This window comes from Pseudomonas sp. S2_B10 (assembly GCF_054668425.1).
On sequence record NZ_CP162768.1, the window covers coordinates 5,532,042 to 5,550,304 of the forward strand.

General features: G+C 62.2%; 15 protein-coding genes. All 15 read left to right on the top strand.

What is annotated here, in order from left to right:
* Position 1: 1 nt before the first annotated feature.
* The 15 genes from AB4O45_RS24705 (at position 2) to AB4O45_RS24775 (ending at position 18,262) form a co-directional block, all read left to right on the top strand.
* A complete protein-coding gene (locus AB4O45_RS24705; RefSeq protein ID WP_442101731.1) occupies positions 2-967 on the top strand; it encodes a Gfo/Idh/MocA family protein in 966 nt (321 codons plus the stop codon).
* Between the two features lie 216 nt (positions 968-1,183).
* The gene (locus AB4O45_RS24710) at positions 1,184-1,936 is read left to right on the top strand and encodes a GntR family transcriptional regulator (RefSeq protein WP_056785156.1); all 753 of its coding nucleotides are present in this window, start codon (positions 1,184-1,186) and stop codon (positions 1,934-1,936) included.
* The gene (locus AB4O45_RS24715; protein WP_460160697.1) at positions 1,933-3,663 is read left to right on the top strand and encodes a fumarate reductase/succinate dehydrogenase flavoprotein subunit; all 1,731 of its coding nucleotides are present in this window, start codon (positions 1,933-1,935) and stop codon (positions 3,661-3,663) included. The genes AB4O45_RS24710 and AB4O45_RS24715 overlap by 4 nt, the downstream gene beginning before the upstream one ends.
* 27 nt (positions 3,664-3,690) lie before the next feature.
* The gene (locus AB4O45_RS24720) at positions 3,691-3,936 is read left to right on the top strand and encodes a 4Fe-4S dicluster domain-containing protein (RefSeq protein WP_003225615.1); all 246 of its coding nucleotides are present in this window, start codon (positions 3,691-3,693) and stop codon (positions 3,934-3,936) included.
* Between the two features lie 211 nt (positions 3,937-4,147).
* A complete protein-coding gene (locus AB4O45_RS24725; protein ID WP_460160698.1) occupies positions 4,148-5,572 on the top strand; it encodes an ABC transporter substrate-binding protein in 1,425 nt (474 codons plus the stop codon).
* Between the two features lie 446 nt (positions 5,573-6,018).
* Complete coding sequence (locus AB4O45_RS24730) at positions 6,019-6,798, top strand: ABC transporter permease (protein WP_423661837.1); 780 nt, start codon at positions 6,019-6,021, stop codon at positions 6,796-6,798.
* Positions 6,798-7,646 (top strand): ABC transporter ATP-binding protein, encoded by an 849-nt coding sequence (locus AB4O45_RS24735; protein ID WP_460160699.1) that lies wholly within the window; start codon positions 6,798-6,800, stop codon positions 7,644-7,646. Before AB4O45_RS24730 ends, AB4O45_RS24735 begins: the two co-directional genes overlap by 1 nt.
* Entirely contained in the window at positions 7,643-8,605 is a 963-nt protein-coding gene (locus AB4O45_RS24740) for a HEAT repeat domain-containing protein (protein ID WP_460160700.1), read from the top strand. The genes AB4O45_RS24735 and AB4O45_RS24740 overlap by 4 nt, the downstream gene beginning before the upstream one ends.
* Positions 8,602-8,880 carry a DUF971 domain-containing protein gene (locus tag AB4O45_RS24745; RefSeq protein ID WP_423661843.1) on the top strand — a complete coding sequence of 93 codons (279 nt, stop codon included), beginning with the start codon at positions 8,602-8,604 and terminating at the stop codon, positions 8,878-8,880. Before AB4O45_RS24740 ends, AB4O45_RS24745 begins: the two co-directional genes overlap by 4 nt.
* A gap of 197 nt (positions 8,881-9,077) precedes the next feature.
* Positions 9,078-9,695 (top strand): transcriptional repressor LexA, encoded by a 618-nt coding sequence (gene lexA, locus AB4O45_RS24750; protein WP_041478675.1) that lies wholly within the window; start codon positions 9,078-9,080, stop codon positions 9,693-9,695.
* Positions 9,695-10,312: a translesion DNA synthesis-associated protein ImuA gene (gene imuA, locus AB4O45_RS24755; RefSeq protein WP_258708063.1), complete on the top strand. Its 618-nt coding sequence runs from the start codon at positions 9,695-9,697 to the stop codon at positions 10,310-10,312. Before lexA ends, imuA begins: the two co-directional genes overlap by 1 nt.
* Positions 10,313-10,317: 5 nt before the next feature.
* Positions 10,318-11,733 (top strand): Y-family DNA polymerase, encoded by a 1,416-nt coding sequence (locus tag AB4O45_RS24760; RefSeq protein ID WP_460160701.1) that lies wholly within the window; start codon positions 10,318-10,320, stop codon positions 11,731-11,733.
* On the top strand, positions 11,730-14,807 hold the full coding sequence (locus AB4O45_RS24765) for an error-prone DNA polymerase (protein ID WP_460160702.1): 3,078 nt from the start codon (positions 11,730-11,732) through the stop codon (positions 14,805-14,807). The genes AB4O45_RS24760 and AB4O45_RS24765 overlap by 4 nt, the downstream gene beginning before the upstream one ends.
* A 518-nt stretch (positions 14,808-15,325) precedes the next feature.
* Entirely contained in the window at positions 15,326-16,015 is a 690-nt protein-coding gene (locus tag AB4O45_RS24770; protein WP_460160703.1) for a GntR family transcriptional regulator, read from the top strand.
* Positions 16,016-16,150: 135 nt separating this feature from the next.
* Entirely contained in the window at positions 16,151-18,262 is a 2,112-nt protein-coding gene (locus tag AB4O45_RS24775) for an ATP-binding protein (RefSeq protein ID WP_460160704.1), read from the top strand.
* The last annotated feature ends 1 nt before the right edge of the window (position 18,263 follow it).

Consider the following 18,263-nt stretch of genomic DNA (forward strand, 5'->3'; position numbering starts at 1 on the left):
GATGAACGTGGTGCGCTGGGGCATGATCGGTTGCGGTAGCGTCGCTGAACGCAAGAGCGGGCCGGCCTTTTACAAGGCGCCCGGTTCGGCGCTGATTGCGGTAATGGGCCGTCGCCTCGAAGCGGTGACCGACTACGCTGCGCGCCACGGCATTAGTCGCGTCTACACCGATGTCGATGCGCTGATCAACGATCCCGAGGTGGACGCGGTGTACATCGCCACGCCGCCCGACAGCCACCATGCCTACAGCCTGAAAGTCGCCGCCGCCGGCAAGCATTGCTGCGTGGAAAAGCCCATGGCGCTCAACGCCGGGCAAAGCCGCGAGATGCAGCAAGCGTTTGTCGCTGCCGGTCTGCACTTGTTCGTCTCGTATTACCGCCGCTCGCTACCGCGCTTTGCCCAGGTGCGGCATTGGCTGGAGGAGGGCCGCATCGGTGATGTCCGGCATATGAGCTGGACGCTGACCAAAGCGCCGTCGCCGGCTGATCTTGAGGGTCGCGATAATTGGCGCACCGACCCTGCGGTGGCTGGCGGCGGCTACTTTGCCGACCTGGCCAGCCATGGCCTGGACCTGTTCCAGTATCTGCTTGGCGACATCGTTGAGGTCGCCGGTTTCACCGCGCGTCAGGCGGGTCTGTACGCCGCCGAAGATGCGGTCAGCGCCACGTGGCGGTTCGCTTCCGGAGCGCTGGGCATGGGCTGCTGGAACTTTGTTGCGGACCGCCGTGAGGATCGCGTCGAGATTATCGGCAGCAAAGGGCGGATCGGGTTTTCGGTGTTTGATGAACATCCGGTGCAGCTGTTTGCCGACGAGCAGATCAGCCTGGAGATTGCCCATCACGAGCATATCCAGTGGCATCACGTGCTGGGGATGAATGCGCATATTCGGGGTGATTCACAGCACCCCGCCGTGGCCGAGCAAGCCGTCAAGACCGACTGGGTCATGGACCGGATACTCAAACGCTGAATAGCTCACGATCCCCTGTGGGAGCGAGCCTGCTCGCGAAAGCATTCTGTCAGTCAGTATCTTGGGTGACTGACACACCGCTTTCGCGAGCAGGCTCGCTCCCACAGGTTTTGCCGGCGCAACACGCATCTAAGGTTATGCCCAAACAATATTTCTCAACCTCGTCATCACATCTCTAAGATCACGTCATAACTCGTTATGACAAGTGATTCCGTGATGACCGATAACGTTCTCTCCCTCAGTAGCGTTCCGCTGCACACCCAACTGCGCGACGTTCTGCGTGCGCGGATTCTCGACGGTGAATACCCGCAAGACAGTCAAATGCCTTCCGAAAGCGAACTCGGTGCGCTGTTCAAAGTCAGCCGCATCACCGTGCGCCAGGCCTTGGGCGATCTGCAGAAAGAAGGGCTGATCTTCAAAATCCATGGCAAGGGCACCTTCGTCGCCAAGCCGAAAACCTTTCAGAACGTCAGCAGCCTGCAAGGCCTCGCCGAGTCGATGACCGGGCGCGGTTATGAAGTGATCAACCGCCTGCGCAGTTTCAAATTCATTCCGGCCGACAAGCGTGTGGCCGAGCGTCTGCAGGTGGCCGAGGGTGAAATCGTCGCGCAGATCAAACGCGTGCGCCTGATCAACCGCGAGCCGATCTCGCTGGAAATCACCTACCTGCCCAAAGACGTCGGCGAGCGGCTGGAGAAGGCCGATCTGGTCACCCGCGACATCTTTCTGATTCTGGAAAACGACTGCGGCATCGCCCTCGGCCACGCCGATCTGGCCATCGATGCGGTGCTGGCCGACAGCGACCTGACCCAGGCACTCAGCGTCGAAGCGGGCTCGCCGATCATGCGCATCGAGCGCCTGACCCACGATGCCCACGGCCAGCCGCTGGACTTCGAACACCTTTATTACCGTGGCGATGCGTTCCAGTACCGCCTGCGGATCGACCGGCAAAAAGGGGAGCAGGCATGACCCGCAACGTTCTAGAACAGGAATACGACATCGTCGTGATTGGCGGCGGCACGGCCGGGCCGATGGCGGCGATCAAGGCCAAAGAGAAGAACCGCGATTTGCGCGTGTTGCTGGTCGACAAGGCCAACGTCAAGCGCAGCGGCGCGATCAGCATGGGCATGGACGGCCTGAACAACGCGATCATTCCCGGCCACTCGACACCGGAGCAGTACACCAAGGAAATCACCATCGCCAATGACGGCATCGTCAATCAGGCGGCGGTCTACGCCTATGCGACGCACAGTTTTGAAACCATCGAACAACTCGACCGCTGGGGCGTGAAGTTCGAGAAGGACGAGACCGGCGACTACGCGGTGAAAAAGGTCCACCACATGGGCGCCTATGTGCTGCCGATGCCGGAAGGGCACGACATCAAGAAAGTCCTGTATCGGCAGTTGAAACGTGCGCGGGTGAGCATCACCAATCGCCTGGTCTGCACGCGTTTGTTGACCGACAAGGAGGGCGCGGTCAACGGTGTTATGGGCTTCGATTGCCGCACCGCCGACTTCCATGTGATCAAGGCCAAAGCAGTGATTCTCGCCTGCGGCGCGGCCGGACGCCTCGGCCTGCCATCGTCTGGCTACTTGATGGGCACCTACGAGAACCCGACCAATGCGGGCGACGGCTACGCGATGGCCTATCACGCCGGGGCTGAGCTGGCCAATCTCGAGTGCTTTCAGATCAACCCGTTGATCAAGGACTACAACGGCCCGGCCTGCGCCTACGTCACCGGCCCGCTGGGTGGCTACACCGCCAACAACAAGGGCGAACGCTTCATCGAGTGCGACTACTGGAGCGGACAGATGATGTGGGAGTTCCATCAGGAACTGGAGAGCGGCAACGGTCCGGTGTTCCTCAAACTCGATCACCTGGCCGAGGAAACCATCCAGAACATCGAGGAAATCCTGCACAGCAATGAGCGCCCGAGCCGTGGCCAGTTCCACGCCAACCGTGGCACCGACTACCGCACGCAGATGGTTGAAATGCACATTTCGGAAATCGGCTTTTGCAGCGGCCACTCGGCGTCCGGCGTGTGGGTCAACGAGCGTGCCGAGACTTCAGTGAAAGGCTTGTATTCGGCCGGCGACATGGCTGCGGTGCCGCACAATTACATGCTTGGCGCGTTCACTTACGGCTGGTTCGCCGGGCACAACGCGGCGGAGTTCGTCGCCGGCCGCGAGTTTTCCGCACTGGACAGCGAGCAGATCGCCAAGGAAAAAGCCCGGGTCTACGCGCCGCTCGACCGCGAACACGGCCTGCCACCGGCGCAGGTGGAATACAAGCTGCGCCGCTTCGTCAACGACTACCTGCAACCGCCGAAAGTGACCAAGAAGATGCAGATCGGCCTGCAGCGTTTCAGCGACATCGAACGCGATCTCGAGCAGATGAAAGCCAACAACGCTCACGAACTGATGCGAGCGATGGAAACCAGCGTGATCCGCGATTGCGCCGAAATGGCCGCCCGCGCTTCGTTGTTCCGCGCCGAAAGCCGCTGGGGCCTGTACCACTCTCGCGTCGATCATCCGCAACGCAACGACGCCGATTGGTTCTGCCACTGCCATCTGAAAAAGGGCGAGGACGGCCAGATGACCAGTTTCAAGAAGGCCGTCGAGCCCTACATCATCCCGCTCGATGCCGAAGAAATGCAGGCCTATCACCGCCTGCGGGTCGGCGCCTTCGCCGCTTGATGCATCACTAGAAAGAGAGTCCGAACCATGGCTTATCAAGCTCAGGAAATCTTCTTCCGCTCCAACGCCCCGGTCACCGTGGACGAGGACAAATGCATCGCCGAAAAGGGCTGCACCGTGTGCGTCGACGTCTGCCCGATGGACCTGCTGGCGATCAACCCGGCCACGCAAAAGGCCTACATGGCGTTCGATGAATGCTGGTACTGCATGCCGTGCGAGAAGGATTGCCCGACTGGGGCGGTGAAGGTCGACATCCCCTATTTGTTGCGTTGACCCCAAATCCATTGTGGGAGCGAGCCTGCTCGCGAAAGCAATCGTTCGTTCAACAATGATGGTGACTGACCCGCCGCCTTCGCGAGCAGGCTCGCTCCCACATTGCAATTGTGATTATCCAATAGCCATCCGGTGAACCCCGGACGCTGAATGCAAAACACCCCTCGTTTCCCACCGCGCCCTGATCGCGGCGGAGACGAACTTCAAACAAATGATTCGAGGGGAAACACTCATGTTGCGTGCAGCACTTGCCGGTCTGGTACTGGCTTCATTCACCTTGTCGGCCTCGGCCGAAACCATCCGCATCGCCATCGGCACTCAGGACACCACCATCAACTGCGCCGCTGGCGGGTTGTTGATCAGGGAACTGGGTCTGCTGGAAAAATACCTGCCCCACGATGGCGCCTACAAAGACGCGAAGTATGACGTGCAGTGGAAGAATTTCACCAGTGGCGCGCCGCTGACCAATGAGATGGTCGCCGGCAAACTCGATTTCGGTGCCATGGCCGATTTCCCCGGTGCGTTCAACGGCGTGGCATTCGAAACGGCGGGCAAGCACAGCCTGTTCATCAGCGTGCTGTCAGGCAGCATCAAGGGCAGCGGCAACGGCATCGTCGTGCCGAGCGCTTCGTCGGTGCAGAGCCTGAGCGAACTCAAGGGCAAGACCATTTCGGTGCCGTTCGCCTCGACGGCTCACGGCATGTTGCTGCGCGCCGTGGCAGAGCAGGGCTGGGACCCGCTCAAGGATGTCAACATCATCGCCCAGCCACCGGAAGTCGCCGGCTCGGCATTGCAGGCCGGCAAGATCGAAGCCCACGCCGATTTCGTGCCGTTCGCCGAGCTGTTCCCGAGCCGTGGTTTCGCCCGCAAGATCTACGACGGCGCCCAGGCCAACGCGCCGACTTTCCATGGCGCACTGGTGGATCAGGCCTACGCCAGGAAGTACCCGGAAATCGTCGTCGCCTATTTGCGCGCGAGCATCGAAGCCAACCAACTGCTTGCCGCCGAACCCGAGAAGTACAGCGAACTGATCGCCAAAGTCACCGGGGTCGATGCCGAGGTCAACTACCTGTTCCACGGCCCGCTCGGCGTACAGACCCGCGACCTGAGCTGGAAACCGGAATACCGCCAGGCTGTCGGTACCGCCATCGATACCTTGAAGCTGCTGAAGAAAGCCGATCGCGGGCTCGACCTGAACAACTTCATCGACGACCAGTACATCCGCGCCGCCTTCAAGGCTGCGAACCTCGATTACACCGCGCAACTGGCCAACTACGCGCAGACGCCATTGCCGGGCGTGGATGCGGCGACGGGCAGAGCCATCACCGACGTCAGCCATGTCGCGGAAATCTGGGTGCGCGGTGAGGAAAAAGTCCGCCGTTACGGCTCGGCTGAAGCGGCCTTCACCGCGTTGGCAGGGTTGAAGCAGGAGGGCAAGAACATTCGTGCGGTGTATGCGCAGGCCAGTGACAGCGGGATCAAGTTGCTCGCCGAACAAGCGTGGTTTGCCAGCGATGCCAAGGGTCGCCTCAGCGCATTTCTGCTCAAGGGCCAGGCCCAGCAATACGCTGCGGCGCAGGGTGGCAAGGTGTTCGACTTCAGCGATGCCACTGCGCAGGTTGTTGCTGCGCGCTGAAGATCAAAAGCCCCTCACCCTAACCCTCTCCCAAAGGGAGAGGGGACTGACCGAGTTGTTGGTGAGAGATACGCCGACGTGAAGTACCGAGTCGAACTGAGGTCTGCAAGCGCTGAGATCAAAAGCCCCTCACCCTAACCCTCTCCCAAAGGGAGAGGGGGCTGACCGAGTTGTTGGTGAGAGATACGCCGACGTGAATTACCGAGTCGAACTGAGGTCTGCAAGCGCTGAGATCAAAAGCCCCTCACCCTAACCCTCTCCCGGAGGGGAGAGGGGACTGACCGAGTTGTTGGTGAGAGATACGCCGACGTGAAGTACCGAGTCGAACTCAGGTCGTGAAAAGCACGCAAATCGGCTCCCTTTCCCCCTCGCCCCCCTGGGGGAGAGGGCTGGGGTGAGGGGGTAAATCTCAGCCATCACACAGAACCCGAACTGGAAACCGGACTATGAAAACACCGTTGCGCTGGACATCAAGAGCCGCCTCACTGCTGCTCTGCCTGCTCTTCTGGCAACTCGCCGCCAGCCATCACTGGAACCTCGGCCTGGTCACCTTTGCCAACGTGCCGACGCCACTGGCGGTGATCGAAGCCGCACTGGGCCTGGGCGACTCGGGCAAACTCTGGCAGCACTTGAGCAGCAGCCTCGGCCGCGTCTTCGCCGGCTATCTGGCGGCGCTGATCATCGGCATCGCCCTGGGCCTGGCCATCGGCCGTTCGAAATGGGCTGAAGACATTTTGCTGCCGCCACTGGAAGTCCTGCGCCCGATCCCCGCCGTGGCGTGGATTCCGCTGGCGATCCTGATGTTTCCGTCCTCGGAGTTGTCGATGGTTTTCATCACCTTCACTGGCGCGCTGTTCCCGATCCTGCTCAACACCGTGCACGGCGTCGAACGCGTTGATCCACGCCTGATCGCCTCGGCAAAGAGCCTCGGGGCAGGGCGTCGGGCGATTCTGCTGGAAGTAATCCTGCCGGGCGCTGCGCCGAGCATCATCACTGGCCTGGCGATCGGCATGGGCACGTCGTGGTTCTGTCTGGTGACGGCGGAAATGATCTCCGGGCAGTTCGGCATCGGTTACTACACCTGGGAGTCCTACACCATTCAGAACTACGCCGACATTGTCGTCGGCATGCTCCTGATCGGCGTGTTGGGCATGGGCAGCAGTTGGCTGATCAAACGCCTGGGCGGCTTGTTCACGCCTTGGCATCGACCGCGAGGCAAAGCCTGATGAGCGTGATGCAAATCCCGGCAGGGCGGATCGACATTCGCCAGTTGTCCATCGTCCTCGGCCAGGGCCGCGAAGCCTTCGAAGCGGTGCAGGGCCTCGATTGCCAGATCGAACCCGGCCAGTTCGTGTGCATTCTCGGCCCCTCCGGTTGCGGCAAGTCGACCTTGCTCGGCGCCCTGGCCGGACACTTGAATGCCAGTACCGGCAGCTTGAAAGTCGACGGCAGCGCGGTGACCGGCCCGTCGCCGCAACGCGGCATGGTGTTCCAGCATCACACGCTGTTCCCGTGGCGCACGGTGCGCGACAACGTCGCCTTCGGCTTGAAAATGCGCGGGGTCGGCAAGGCTGAGCGGCATCGAGCCGCTGACGACATCCTCAAACTGGTCGGCCTCGAAGGCTTCGCCGAGCGCTGGCCCGATCAGCTCTCTGGGGGCATGCAGCAACGGGTAGAAATCGCCCGGGTGCTGGTCAATCGCCCGCGACTGTTGCTGATGGACGAACCGTTCGGCGCGCTGGATGCGCTGACCCGTCTGAACATGCAGGAACTGCTGCTGGACATCTGGACGCGCATCCGCACCACGGTGGTTTTCGTCACTCACGACATCGACGAGGCGTTGTTTCTCGCCGACCGCTTGCTGGTGATGAGCGCGCGACCGGGGCGAATCATCGAAGACTTGCCTCTGGACTTTCCACGCCCGCGTACCAGTGAACTGGTCACCAGCCCGGCATTCGCTCGCCTCAAGCGCCACTGCCTCGACCTGCTGCGCCACGACAACGACCGACCGCTGCCGCGCCTCAATCCGCTCGGCCTGCCTCCTGAAAACCCTTTGCCGCGATTTGCCTTATGACCTCTATTTTTGCTGTGACCGACAACGAAGACATCCTCGCCCTGCATCCGCGCCTGACGGCTGAAGACGCTGGCGTGCGGCGCATTGCCCTGATCGATCTGGCCGATCTCGAAGAACCGGATGGCTTGCTCTGGCTGGTTGATCGACTTCGTCAGGATCCTGCCGAGGATGTTCGCGCTGAAGCTGCGCGATTGCTTGAAGCGTGGGAGGACGATGCGGTCGTGCAAGCCTTGTGCGAAGCGCTGACGGATCCGTCGCCCGCTGTGCAATCGGCAGCGGCGCAAAGCCTGAGCCTGCTCAAGACTGCAGCGGCGGGGCGCGTGATTCTGCCGTGGACCGAACATGCCGATGTCAGTGTGCGCATCGCCGCATTTCGGGCGTTGCGAGAATTGCGCTTTGCCGAGGCCTCGCCGGCTGCCGTCGCGGCATTGGAAGATGCCGATGCTCATGTTCGGCGCGAAGCGGTTGGCGTGCTCGGCTGGCTCAAACAGCTCGACGCGCTGCCAGCCCTGGCGCAACTGGCCAGCGACGACCCGGACACCGAAGTGCGTCGCGCCGCGACGGGTGCGCTGGGTCTGGCCAGTGGCGCCGAAGTGTTGCCGGCGCTGAGCCAGGCCTTGCACGACCCCGCCTGGCAAGTGCGCGAAGAAGCTGCGACCACGCTGGGCAAGGTTGGCCACAGCGACGCCGGCCCGGCCTTGGTCGAAGCGCTGAGCGATGATTACTGGCAAGTGCGCCTGCGCGCCGCTCGCAGCCTCGGTCGTCTGCGCTTCGTCCCGGCGCTGGATGCGCTGATTGATACTCTCGGCCACCGCATCAGCAACCTGCGCAAGGAGGCCGCGCTGGCGCTTGGAGAGTTGAACGATCGCGGCGCCGTGGCCGCGTTGCAGGCAGCGCAGGACGACGGCGACCCGGAAGTGCGCAAAGCCGTGCGCATCGCGTTGAGTCAGCTGCAATGAATCCGCTGTCGGTGGGCAACTCGCAGAGTGAGCGCACGTTACACCTGAGCTGGCCGGACGGGCGCGAATCGCTGCTCAAGCATGCCGATCTGCGCCGGCAATGCCCGTGCTCGCAATGCCGCGCATTTCGCCTGCGCGGCGTCACGCCGCTGGTCGATGAGCGCGTGCGTCTGATCGAACTCAACCCGCAGGGTTATGGTGTGCAACTGGTGTTCAGCGACGGGCATCAACGCGGGATTTATCCGTGGGAGTACCTGGCGCAACTGAATTCCTGAATTTTCCTGGCCCCCTGTGGGAGCGAGCCTGCTCGCGAAGGCGTCGGCACATTCACATCATCGTCGCCTGACACTACGCTTTCGCGAGCAGGCTCGCTCCCACAGGGACTGTGTTCACAGATTGATCCGATTGCAGCTCCCTGCGTCGGCATGCGCCGACTGGCGGTTCTTGTCAGGCATTTCCCACAGGAGTACAAATGTACTCCATGACCAATCTGACTCCCCGCCGTACCGCCATTCTGACCTTTATCCGCGATCGCATCGCTGAGCACGGTCAGCCCCCAAGCCTCGCTGAAATCAGCGAGGCTTTTGGTTTTGCCTCGCGCAGCGTGGCGCGCAAGCATGTGCTGGCGCTCACCGAAGCCGGTTTCATCGAGGTCAATCCGCATCAGGCCCGGGGCATTCGTTTGCTCGGCCAGCCATCGCGTCCGGAGCTGCTGGAGATCCCCGTACTCGGTCGTGTGGCCGCCGGCGCGCCGATTGGCGCCGATGCCGATATCCATAACCGTTTGCTGCTCGACCCGGCGCTGTTCTCCCGCACCCCGGATTACATGCTGCGGGTGCAGGGCGACTCGATGATCGAAGACGGCATTCTCGATGGCGATCTGGTCGGTGTGCGGCGCAATCCCGAGGCGCTGAACGGCCAGATCGTCGTTGCGCGTCTGGACGGTGAAGTCACCATCAAACGCTTCGAACGGGTCGGGGATGAAGTGCGCCTGCTGCCGCGCAACCCGGCGTACAAGCCGATTGTCGTGCGTGATGATCAGGATCTGGCCATTGAAGGCGTGTTCTGTGGTCTGGTGAGGCAAGGCTGATGGGCGTCGTCGTTGCGTTGGATGCGCTGTTCAATGGCGGCCAAGTCTGGCGCGGCAGGCCTGCGCCACCGGCGGCGAGTCCGCAGCCGACCGGGCATGCGGGACTGGACGCAGCTCTGCCCAGCGGCGGCTGGCCGGAAGCGGCGCTGAGCGAAATCCTTCTCGCCGGCCCTGGTGTCGGCGAGCTGCAACTGGTCTGGCCAACCCTGGCGCGATTGTCCGCGGCCGGTGAGCGCATCGTGCTGGTGGCGCCGCCGTTCGTGCCGTACCCGCAGGCCTGGGCCAATGCCGGGGTCGATTTGCGCCAGTTGTCGGTGATTCAGGCCAGCGAACGCGATGCCTTGTGGGCGGCGGAGCAGTGTCTGCGCTCGGGCAGTTGCGGCGCGGTGCTGTGCTGGCCGAACAAGGCCGATGACCGAGCCTTGCGGCGTTTGCAGGTAGCGGCGGAAACCGGCCAGACCCTGGCCTTTGCCTGGCGCCCGTTGAGCGAGGCGGTTAACCCGTCACCGGCAGCGTTGCGCATAGCCATCGATGCCAAACCGGCGCAACTCCGCGTACTCAAATGCCGTGGCGGGCTGGCGCGTGCGGCGCCGATTGCCTTTGCCGTGGGGCACTGATCGTCATGCGCTGGGTATGTATTCTCTTTCCGCAACTGGCCCTCGACGCTGTGCTGCGTCAGCGCCCCGACCCTGAAGAGCCGCTGGTGCTGCTCAGCGGTCCGGCCCAACGCCGAGTGCTGCAAGCGGTAAATCCGGCGGCGCGCAAACTCGGCCTGCGCCCCGGCATGTCGATGACCGCCGCGCAAGCCATGAGCAAAGGCTTTGCCACCGCCGATTACGAGGTGGCCGAGGTCGAGCACTGGCAGCAGTTTCTCGCCGCGTGGGCCTATCGCTTCAGCGCGCAGGTCAGCGTGCATTACCCGCGTACCGTGGTGTTCGAGATCGAATCGAGCCTCGGACTGTTCGGTACCTGGCCGCAATTTGAAGCTCGCCTGCGCCAGGAATTGAAAGATCTGGGCTTTCGCCATCGCATCGTCGCCGCGCCGAACCCGGTGGCGGCACGAGTGCTGGCCAATGCCTACGATGGCCTGGTGGTGCCGGACAGCGAAGCCTTGCAGCATCATCTCGGGCAATTGCCGGTTGATCGTGTGGGGCTGGAGCCGAATGTCGCCACGGCGTTGTCGCGCATGGGCCTGCGCAATCTCAGTCAGGTGCAAAGCCTGCCACGCCAGGCACTGGCCCGGCGTTTCGAAGCGCAGATGCTCAAGCACCTCGACACGCTGTTCGGCGCACGCCCGCTGGCGCTGGCGTTCTATCTGCCGCCAGACCGTTTCGATATCCGCATCGAACTGAATTTCGACGTGCAATCCCATCAGGCATTGCTGTTCCCGTTACGGCGCTTGACCGGCGACCTGTCGGCGTTCCTCTGTGGGCGCGACAGTGGCGTGCAGCGTTTTGATCTGCATCTGGAACACGCAGGGCTGCCGGACACGGTGATCAAGGTCGGCCTGCTCAGTGCCGAGCGTGACGCGGCGATGCTGTTTGAACTGGCCCGTGGCCGGCTGGAGCAAGTCCAGGTCGAGGCGCCGGTGCGTGGTTTTCGCTTGCGCGCCGAAGACCTGCCGAGTTTCGTTCCGCAGTATCAGGAACTGTTCGACGACCGCCCGCAGCAGACCTTGCCCTGGGAGCAATTGCGCGAACGTCTGCGCGCACGGCTGGGTGATGACGCGGTGCAGGGCTTGCGCTTTCAGGCCGATCATCGCCCCGAGTGCGCGTGGCAGAATGGCGTCGACAAACAGCCTTGCACAGGTTTGCCCAGCGTCAAGCGCCCGGGCTGGCTGCTCAACGAACCGCAGAGCGTGCCGGAAGGTTCGGCGCGGATTCTCATGGGGCCGGAGCGCATCGAATCCGGTTGGTGGGACGGTGGCGACGTGCGGCGTGATTACTACCTGATCCAGAACCGCGCCGGTCAGCAGGGCTGGGCCTGGCGCGCTGTGGGTGAGGGCGGCCCGCTGTGGCTGCAAGGCTGGTTCGCATGAGTGCCGATTACGCCGAACTGCATTGCCTGTCGAATTTCAGTTTCCAGCGCGGTGCCTCCAGCGCGCTGGAGCTGTTTCAACGGGCGAAAAAGCACGGCTATCAGGCACTGGCGATCACCGACGAGTGCACCCTCGCCGGGATCGTTCGTGCATGGCAAGCGGCGAAGTCCGTGGAGTTGCCGCTGATCATCGGCAGCGAGGTGCGCATCGACAACGGCCCGAAACTGGTACTGCTGGTGGAAAACCTTGCCGGTTATCAGGCCCTGTGCGGCTTGATCACCCAGGCCCGGCGGCGTACGCAGAAAGGCCAGTATCAGGTGCTGCGCGAAGACTTCGACGAAGCACTGCCGGGTTTGCTGGTGTTGTGGGTGCCGGACTCAGTGGATGACCGCGAAGAAGGACGCTGGCTGAAACAAACCTTCGGCGACCGCCTGTGGCTCACGGTGCAACTGCATCGCGGGCAGAACGATCAGCAGCGGCTCGCGGCATTGTTGGCTCTGGCGGCTGAGCTGCAGATTCCAGCCGTGGCCAGCGGCGATGTGCACATGCATGCCCGGGGGCGCCGTGCCTTGCAGGACACCATGACCGCGATCCGTCATCACGTCCCCGTGGCCGAAGCGGGTTTGCGCCTGCATCCCAATGGCGAGCGGCATTTGCGTTGCCTCGATGAGCTGCGCGCACTGTATCCGCCGGACTTGCTCGAAGCGTCGCTAAAACTGGCCAGACGCTGCACCTTCGATCTGAGCGAGCTGCGCTATCAATATCCGAAAGAGCTGGTGCCCGAGGGCCACAATGCCAGTTCCTGGTTGCGTCATCTGACCGAGGAGGGCATTGCCTGGCGCTGGCCTAAAGGGCCTCAGGCCAAGGTGCTCAAGCAGATCGATGACGAGCTGCAACTGATCGCTGAACTCGGCTACGAAAGCTACTTCCTCACCGTGCACGATGTGGTGCGCTTTGCCCGCACGCAGAACATCCTCTGTCAGGGCCGTGGTTCGGCCGCCAACTCGGCGGTGTGTTTTGCCCTGGGCATCACCGAGATCGATCCGGATCGCACTACGCTGCTGTTCGAACGCTTCATGTCCAAAGAGCGCAACGAGCCGCCGGACATCGATGTCGATTTCGAGCACGAGCGCCGCGAGGAAGTCCTGCAATACGTGTTCAACCGTTATGGCCGGCGGCGTGCGGCGCTGACCGCGGTGGTCAGCACCTATCACGCGACCGGTGCCGTGCGCGATGTGGCCAAGGCCCTCGGCCTGCCACCGGATCAGATCAACGCGCTGGCCGATTGCTGCGGGCGCTGGAGCGATGAAGCGCCGCCGCTGGAACGTTTGCGTGAAGGCGGCTTCGACCCGGACAGTCCGGTGCTGCGTCGGGTACTGAGCCTGACCGGGCAACTGATCGGCTTCCCCAGGCACCTGTCGCAGCATCCCGGTGGTTTCGTGATTTCCGAGCAACCGCTGGATACCCTGGTGCCAGTGGAAAACGCAGCCATGGCCGATCGCACCATCATCCAATGGGACAAGGACGACCTCGATGCGGTCGGCCTGCTCAAGGTGGATATTCTCGCCTTGGGTATGCTCAGTGCGATTCGCCGCTGCTTCGATCTGCTGCGCCGGCATCGTGATCTGGACCTGACACTCGCGACGATTCCACCTGAAGACAAACCGACCTACGAAATGATCAGTCGCGCCGATACCGTCGGCGTGTTCCAGATCGAGTCGCGGGCGCAGATGTCGATGTTGCCGCGCCTGAAGCCAAAGACTTTCTACGATCTGGTCATCGAAGTGGCGATTGTCCGTCCCGGGCCGATTCAGGGCGGGATGGTTCATCCGTATCTGCGCCGACGTAATAACGAAGAGGCGGAAACCTATCCGTCGCCGGCGCTCGAAGTCGTACTCAAAAGAACCCTGGGCGTGCCGCTGTTTCAGGAACAGGTCATGCAGATCGCCATCGTCGCTGCCGACTACAGCCCCGGTGAGGCCGATCAACTGCGCCGTTCCATGGCCGCGTGGAAGCGCCATGGCGGACTGGAGCCGCACAAGGAGCGCCTCGCCGCCGGCATGAAAAAGAACGGCTACACACCGGAATTCGCTGCGCAGATCTTCGAGCAGATCAAGGGCTTCGGCAGTTACGGCTTCCCCGAATCCCATGCCGCCAGTTTCGCTTTGCTGACCTACGCCAGTTGCTGGCTCAAGTGTCACGAGCCGGCGGCGTTCGCCTGCGCATTGATCAACAGTTGGCCGATGGGCTTTTACAGTCCGGACCAGATTCTGCAGGACGCGCGGCGGCACCAATTGCAGATCCGTCCGGTGGACGTGCGCGCCAGCGACTGGGATTGCAGCCTCGAGCCGCTGAGTGCCGGGCAACCGGCGATTCGCATGGGCCTGCGCATGATCAAGGGTTTTCGCGAAGAGGACGCACGGCGCATCGAAGCCGCGCGCCGACACGGGGCGTTTGCCGATGTCGCTGACCTGGGTGAGCGCGCCGCCCTCGACAGTCGTGCGCAGGCCTTGCTGGCAGACTCCGGCGCCTTGCGCGGTCTGGCCGGGCATCGTCATCGTGCGCGTTGGGAAGTGGCCGGGGTGCAGAAACAGCTCGGCCTGTTCGCCGGCCTGCCCAACGAAGAAGAAGTCAAAATCGTCCTGCCCAAACCCAGCGTTGGCGAAGACCTGCATGCTGATTACGCCACGGTGGGGACGACGCTGGGGCCGCATCCACTGGCGTTGTTGCGTGGCGAGTTGCAGGCCCGGCGTTGCCGCAGCTCGCGGGAATTGATGGATATCGAACATGGCCGGCCGGTCAGCGTGGCCGGTCTGGTCACCGGCCGACAGCGCCCCGGTACGGCCAGCGGCGTGACGTTCGTGACCCTGGAAGACGAGTTCGGCAACGTCAACGTGGTGGTCTGGCGTGACCTGGCCGAGCGTCAGCGCCAAGTGCTGGTGGGGTCGCAATTGCTCAAGGTCGACGGCCGCTGGGAACGCGAAGGCGATGTGCGCCACCTGATCGCCGGGCGCATGAGCGACCTTAGCCCGCTGCTCAATGGCATTCACGTGCAGAGCCGGGATTTCCACTGACCTTTGTGGGAACGAGCCTGCTCGCGAAAGCGCAGTCTGAGGCAATGACGATGTTGACTGTGCCGCCGCCTTCGCGAGCAAGCTCGCTCCCACAGGGATTTTGGTTGCAATGAAGATGGTCGATCTGCCTCGTATCAGAGTGGGAGCGAGCCTGCTCGCGAAAGCGGACTGTCAGGCAATGACGATGTCGAACGTGCCGCCGCCTTCGCGAGCAAGCTCGCTCCCACAGGGATTTTGGTTGCAATGAAGATGGTCGATCTGCCTCGTATCAGAGTGGGAGCGAGCCTGCTCGCGAAAGCGGACTGTCAGGCAATGACGATGTTGACTGTGCCGCCGCCTTCACGAGCAGGCTCGCTCCCACAGGTTTTGGCTGTTTATTCAAAATCGAGATAAATCAAAAGGCTGCACCTTTGGACCGAAGGCAGATATTCTGCGCTTCACAACGGTACGGGAACCCGATCAATCTCCATGGCCAGCCACTGCCAGGATGAATTGCCCGACGCCAAAGGAGTGTTCGAATGAGCGAAAAGAAACTGGAAACCACGGTCGATCGCGTCTACCAAGGGGTTTACGCGGCGATCAGCAAGCGTTCGTTGCGCCCGGGCATGAAGCTGGGTGAGGCCTCGCTGGCCGAGTTGTTCAATGTCAGCCGCACGTCGGTGCGTGCTGCGCTCAAGCAATTGGAAGCCGATGGTCTGGTCACCACTGAGCCCAACAAAGGTGCATCGGTGTCGCTGCCCAGTGACGCAGAGCTGCGTTCGCTGTTCGAAACCCGGCGGTTGATCGAAATCGGCATCGTCACCGAACTGTGCCGGCGCAAAGACACCGTTGCGATGCAGGATCTGCGTGAGCACTTGTTGCTGGAGGATGCCGCCCATGCGGCCGGCGACCATGAACGGCTGATCCATCTGCTCGGCGAATTCCACCTCAAACTGGCGCGCAGCCTGAACAATCCGGTGCTGCTCGACTGGTTCCAGAAGCTGATCTCGCGCGCTTCGCTGTATGCCGCCGCGCTCGATGACGACAGTCATCAAGCCTGCCGCGACGATGAACACCTGCGTTTGCTTGAGTACATCGAGGCCGGTAATCAGAGCGCCGCGATCGAGCTGACCTGCACGCACCTCAACGGAATCGAGAAGGCGATTCTCGACGTTGCTGCAAAAATGAAAACCGGCTATCACCCACTCAAACACTTGATTGGCATCTGAATGGCTCTGTGTCGCAAATCGGCTATACCTCCAATGAAACCAATGCGTTTTCAGGGCCTCGAAACACACGGGCGTCGCGTCGTTGTAGCGTTGCGATAGATCGGAAAACCGCAAAAAAGGACACTGAGTCAGGCGATGCAGTTTTTATCCGAAAGCCACGGCTGTGAGGGCTGGAAAGGCGAAATGGCCGGACGCATCCGTGCGTTCGACTGGAGCCTCACCGAACTGGGTCCGCTCGCCGACTGGCCGGCCAGTCTGTGTAACACCGTGCAGCTGATGCTGGCTTCGCCGCTGCCGATGGTGATGCTCTGGGGCCATGCCGGCTACATGATCTACAACGACGCCTACTCCGAATTCGCCGGTGGCCGCCATCCCTATCTGCTTGGCGTGCCGGTAGAGCTGGGCTGGCCGGAAGTCGCCGAATTCAACCGCCACGTCGTTGACACTTGCCTGGCCGGCGGCACCTTGTCCTATCGCAACAAAGAGCTGGTATTGCTGCGCGACGGCGTGCCCGAAGACGTCTGGATGGACTTGTATTACAGCCCGGTGGCCAACGATGAAGGCGTGCCGGGTGGCGTCATGGCGATGGTGGTCGAGACCACCGAGCTGGTGCATTCCGAGCGTCTGCGCCAGGCGGCGGAAGATGCGTACCGCGCCGACAATGAGCGCGTGCGTCTGGCGCTGAATGCCGGCGCACTGCTGGGCTCGTTTGTCTGGGACATCAAGAACAATCGCTTCTCTGCTGACGAACGTTTCGCCCGCACCTTTTCCTACCCGCCGGATCAGGACCTGAGCGATCTGCACCAAGACATCGCCGAATCGCGCATCCATCCCGAAGATCATCGGTGGGTGCAGGAGCGAGTTGCCCATAGCGTGCGCACTGGCGAGCCGTACAACGCTGAATACCGCGTGCAGCGGGCCGACGGCCAGTACCTGTGGGTGTTGGCCAGTGGTGCCTGCGAGTTCGATGAGCAAGGCAAGCCGTTTCGCTTTCCCGGTGTGCTGATCGACATCCATGAGCGCAAAAACGCCGAAGAATCACTGCTCAAATTCACCCGTAATCTCGAACAGCGCGTGGCCGCCGAAGTGAATGCGCGGCTGGCAGCCGAGGAACAACTTCGCCAATCGCAGAAGCTCGAAGCCATCGGCGGCCTGACCGGTGGCGTTGCCCACGACTTCAACAATCTGCTGCAAGTCATCGCCGGCAACCTGCATCTGCTCGCCCGGCATGAGCCCAACAATGCCAACGTACAACGCCGGGTCGTGGCTTCGCTGGCGGCGGTCGAACGCGGTGCCAAACTGTCTTCGCAATTGCTCGCATTTGCCCGGCGGCAACCGCTGTCACCGGCCGTGTGCAACCCTGAGCAGATTTTCGAAGGCGTCGGCGAATTGCTCCAACGTGCATTGGGCGAAACCATTCAGATCGACGTGCAGTTGCCGCCGCAGCCCTGGCACATCAACGTCGACCGCAACCAACTGGAAAACGCGATTCTCAACCTGGCCATCAACGCCCGCGACGCGATGAAGGGCGAGGGCGTTATCGGCCTCAGTGCCGCCAATGTCTGCCTGGACAGCGAATACTGCGTCGGCAAGGGCATCGCGTCCGGTGAGTATGTGCGCGTGGCGGTCACCGACACCGGCGTGGGCATTGCCCCACAAATGCTGGAACAGGTTTTCGAACCGTTTTTCACCACCAAGGCCGACGGGCAGGGCACTGGTCTCGGTCTGAGCATGGTCTTTGGCTTCGTCAAACAGAGTGGCGGCCACGTCGAGATCGACAGCAAGCTCGGCGAAGGCACGCGGGTGCAGTTGTATTTCCCGCGCAGTCTGCGTCCGGTTCGTGAAGAGACCGCCAGTGTCGGCGAGCGCAAGAGCGGCGGCCACGAAACCATTCTGGTGGTGGAAGACAATGACGCGGTGCGCGCTTCGGCGGTGGAGTTGCTGCGCGAAGAAGGCTATCGGGTGATGACCGCGTGCAATGGCGACGTGGCCATGCAGATGCTGCTGGAAGGCATCGAGATCGATCTGATCTTCACCGACGTGGTCATGCCCGGCCTGATCAAGAGTTCCGATCTTGCCGCGTGGGCCAAGGTGCAGACGCCGCCAGTGCCGGTGCTGTTCACTTCCGGGCATACCCGCGACATCATTTCCCGCGACCACCAGCTCAGCCCCGATACGCATCTGCTCGGCAAACCCTACAGCCCGCAAGCTTTACTGCAGATGATTTGCGAGGTGCTCGGCACCTGAT

Excerpts from the sequence above, each read along its gene's own strand:
- AB4O45_RS24705 (WP_442101731.1), top strand. The coding sequence starts at position 2 with ATGAACGTGGTGCGCTGGGGCATGATCGGTTGCGGTAGCGTCGCTGAA.
- AB4O45_RS24710 (WP_056785156.1), top strand. The coding sequence starts at position 1,184 with ATGACCGATAACGTTCTCTCCCTCAGTAGCGTTCCGCTGCACACCCAA.
- AB4O45_RS24715 (WP_460160697.1), top strand. The coding sequence starts at position 1,933 with ATGACCCGCAACGTTCTAGAACAGGAATACGACATCGTCGTGATTGGC.
- AB4O45_RS24720 (WP_003225615.1), top strand. The coding sequence starts at position 3,691 with ATGGCTTATCAAGCTCAGGAAATCTTCTTCCGCTCCAACGCCCCGGTC.
- AB4O45_RS24725 (WP_460160698.1), top strand. The coding sequence starts at position 4,148 with ATGATTCGAGGGGAAACACTCATGTTGCGTGCAGCACTTGCCGGTCTG.
- AB4O45_RS24730 (WP_423661837.1), top strand. The coding sequence starts at position 6,019 with ATGAAAACACCGTTGCGCTGGACATCAAGAGCCGCCTCACTGCTGCTC.
- AB4O45_RS24735 (WP_460160699.1), top strand. The coding sequence starts at position 6,798 with ATGAGCGTGATGCAAATCCCGGCAGGGCGGATCGACATTCGCCAGTTG.
- AB4O45_RS24740 (WP_460160700.1), top strand. The coding sequence starts at position 7,643 with ATGACCTCTATTTTTGCTGTGACCGACAACGAAGACATCCTCGCCCTG.
- AB4O45_RS24745 (WP_423661843.1), top strand. The coding sequence starts at position 8,602 with ATGAATCCGCTGTCGGTGGGCAACTCGCAGAGTGAGCGCACGTTACAC.
- lexA (WP_041478675.1), top strand. The coding sequence starts at position 9,078 with ATGTACTCCATGACCAATCTGACTCCCCGCCGTACCGCCATTCTGACC.
- imuA (WP_258708063.1), top strand. The coding sequence starts at position 9,695 with ATGGGCGTCGTCGTTGCGTTGGATGCGCTGTTCAATGGCGGCCAAGTC.
- AB4O45_RS24760 (WP_460160701.1), top strand. The coding sequence starts at position 10,318 with ATGCGCTGGGTATGTATTCTCTTTCCGCAACTGGCCCTCGACGCTGTG.
- AB4O45_RS24765 (WP_460160702.1), top strand. The coding sequence starts at position 11,730 with ATGAGTGCCGATTACGCCGAACTGCATTGCCTGTCGAATTTCAGTTTC.
- AB4O45_RS24770 (WP_460160703.1), top strand. The coding sequence starts at position 15,326 with ATGAGCGAAAAGAAACTGGAAACCACGGTCGATCGCGTCTACCAAGGG.
- AB4O45_RS24775 (WP_460160704.1), top strand. The coding sequence starts at position 16,151 with ATGCAGTTTTTATCCGAAAGCCACGGCTGTGAGGGCTGGAAAGGCGAA.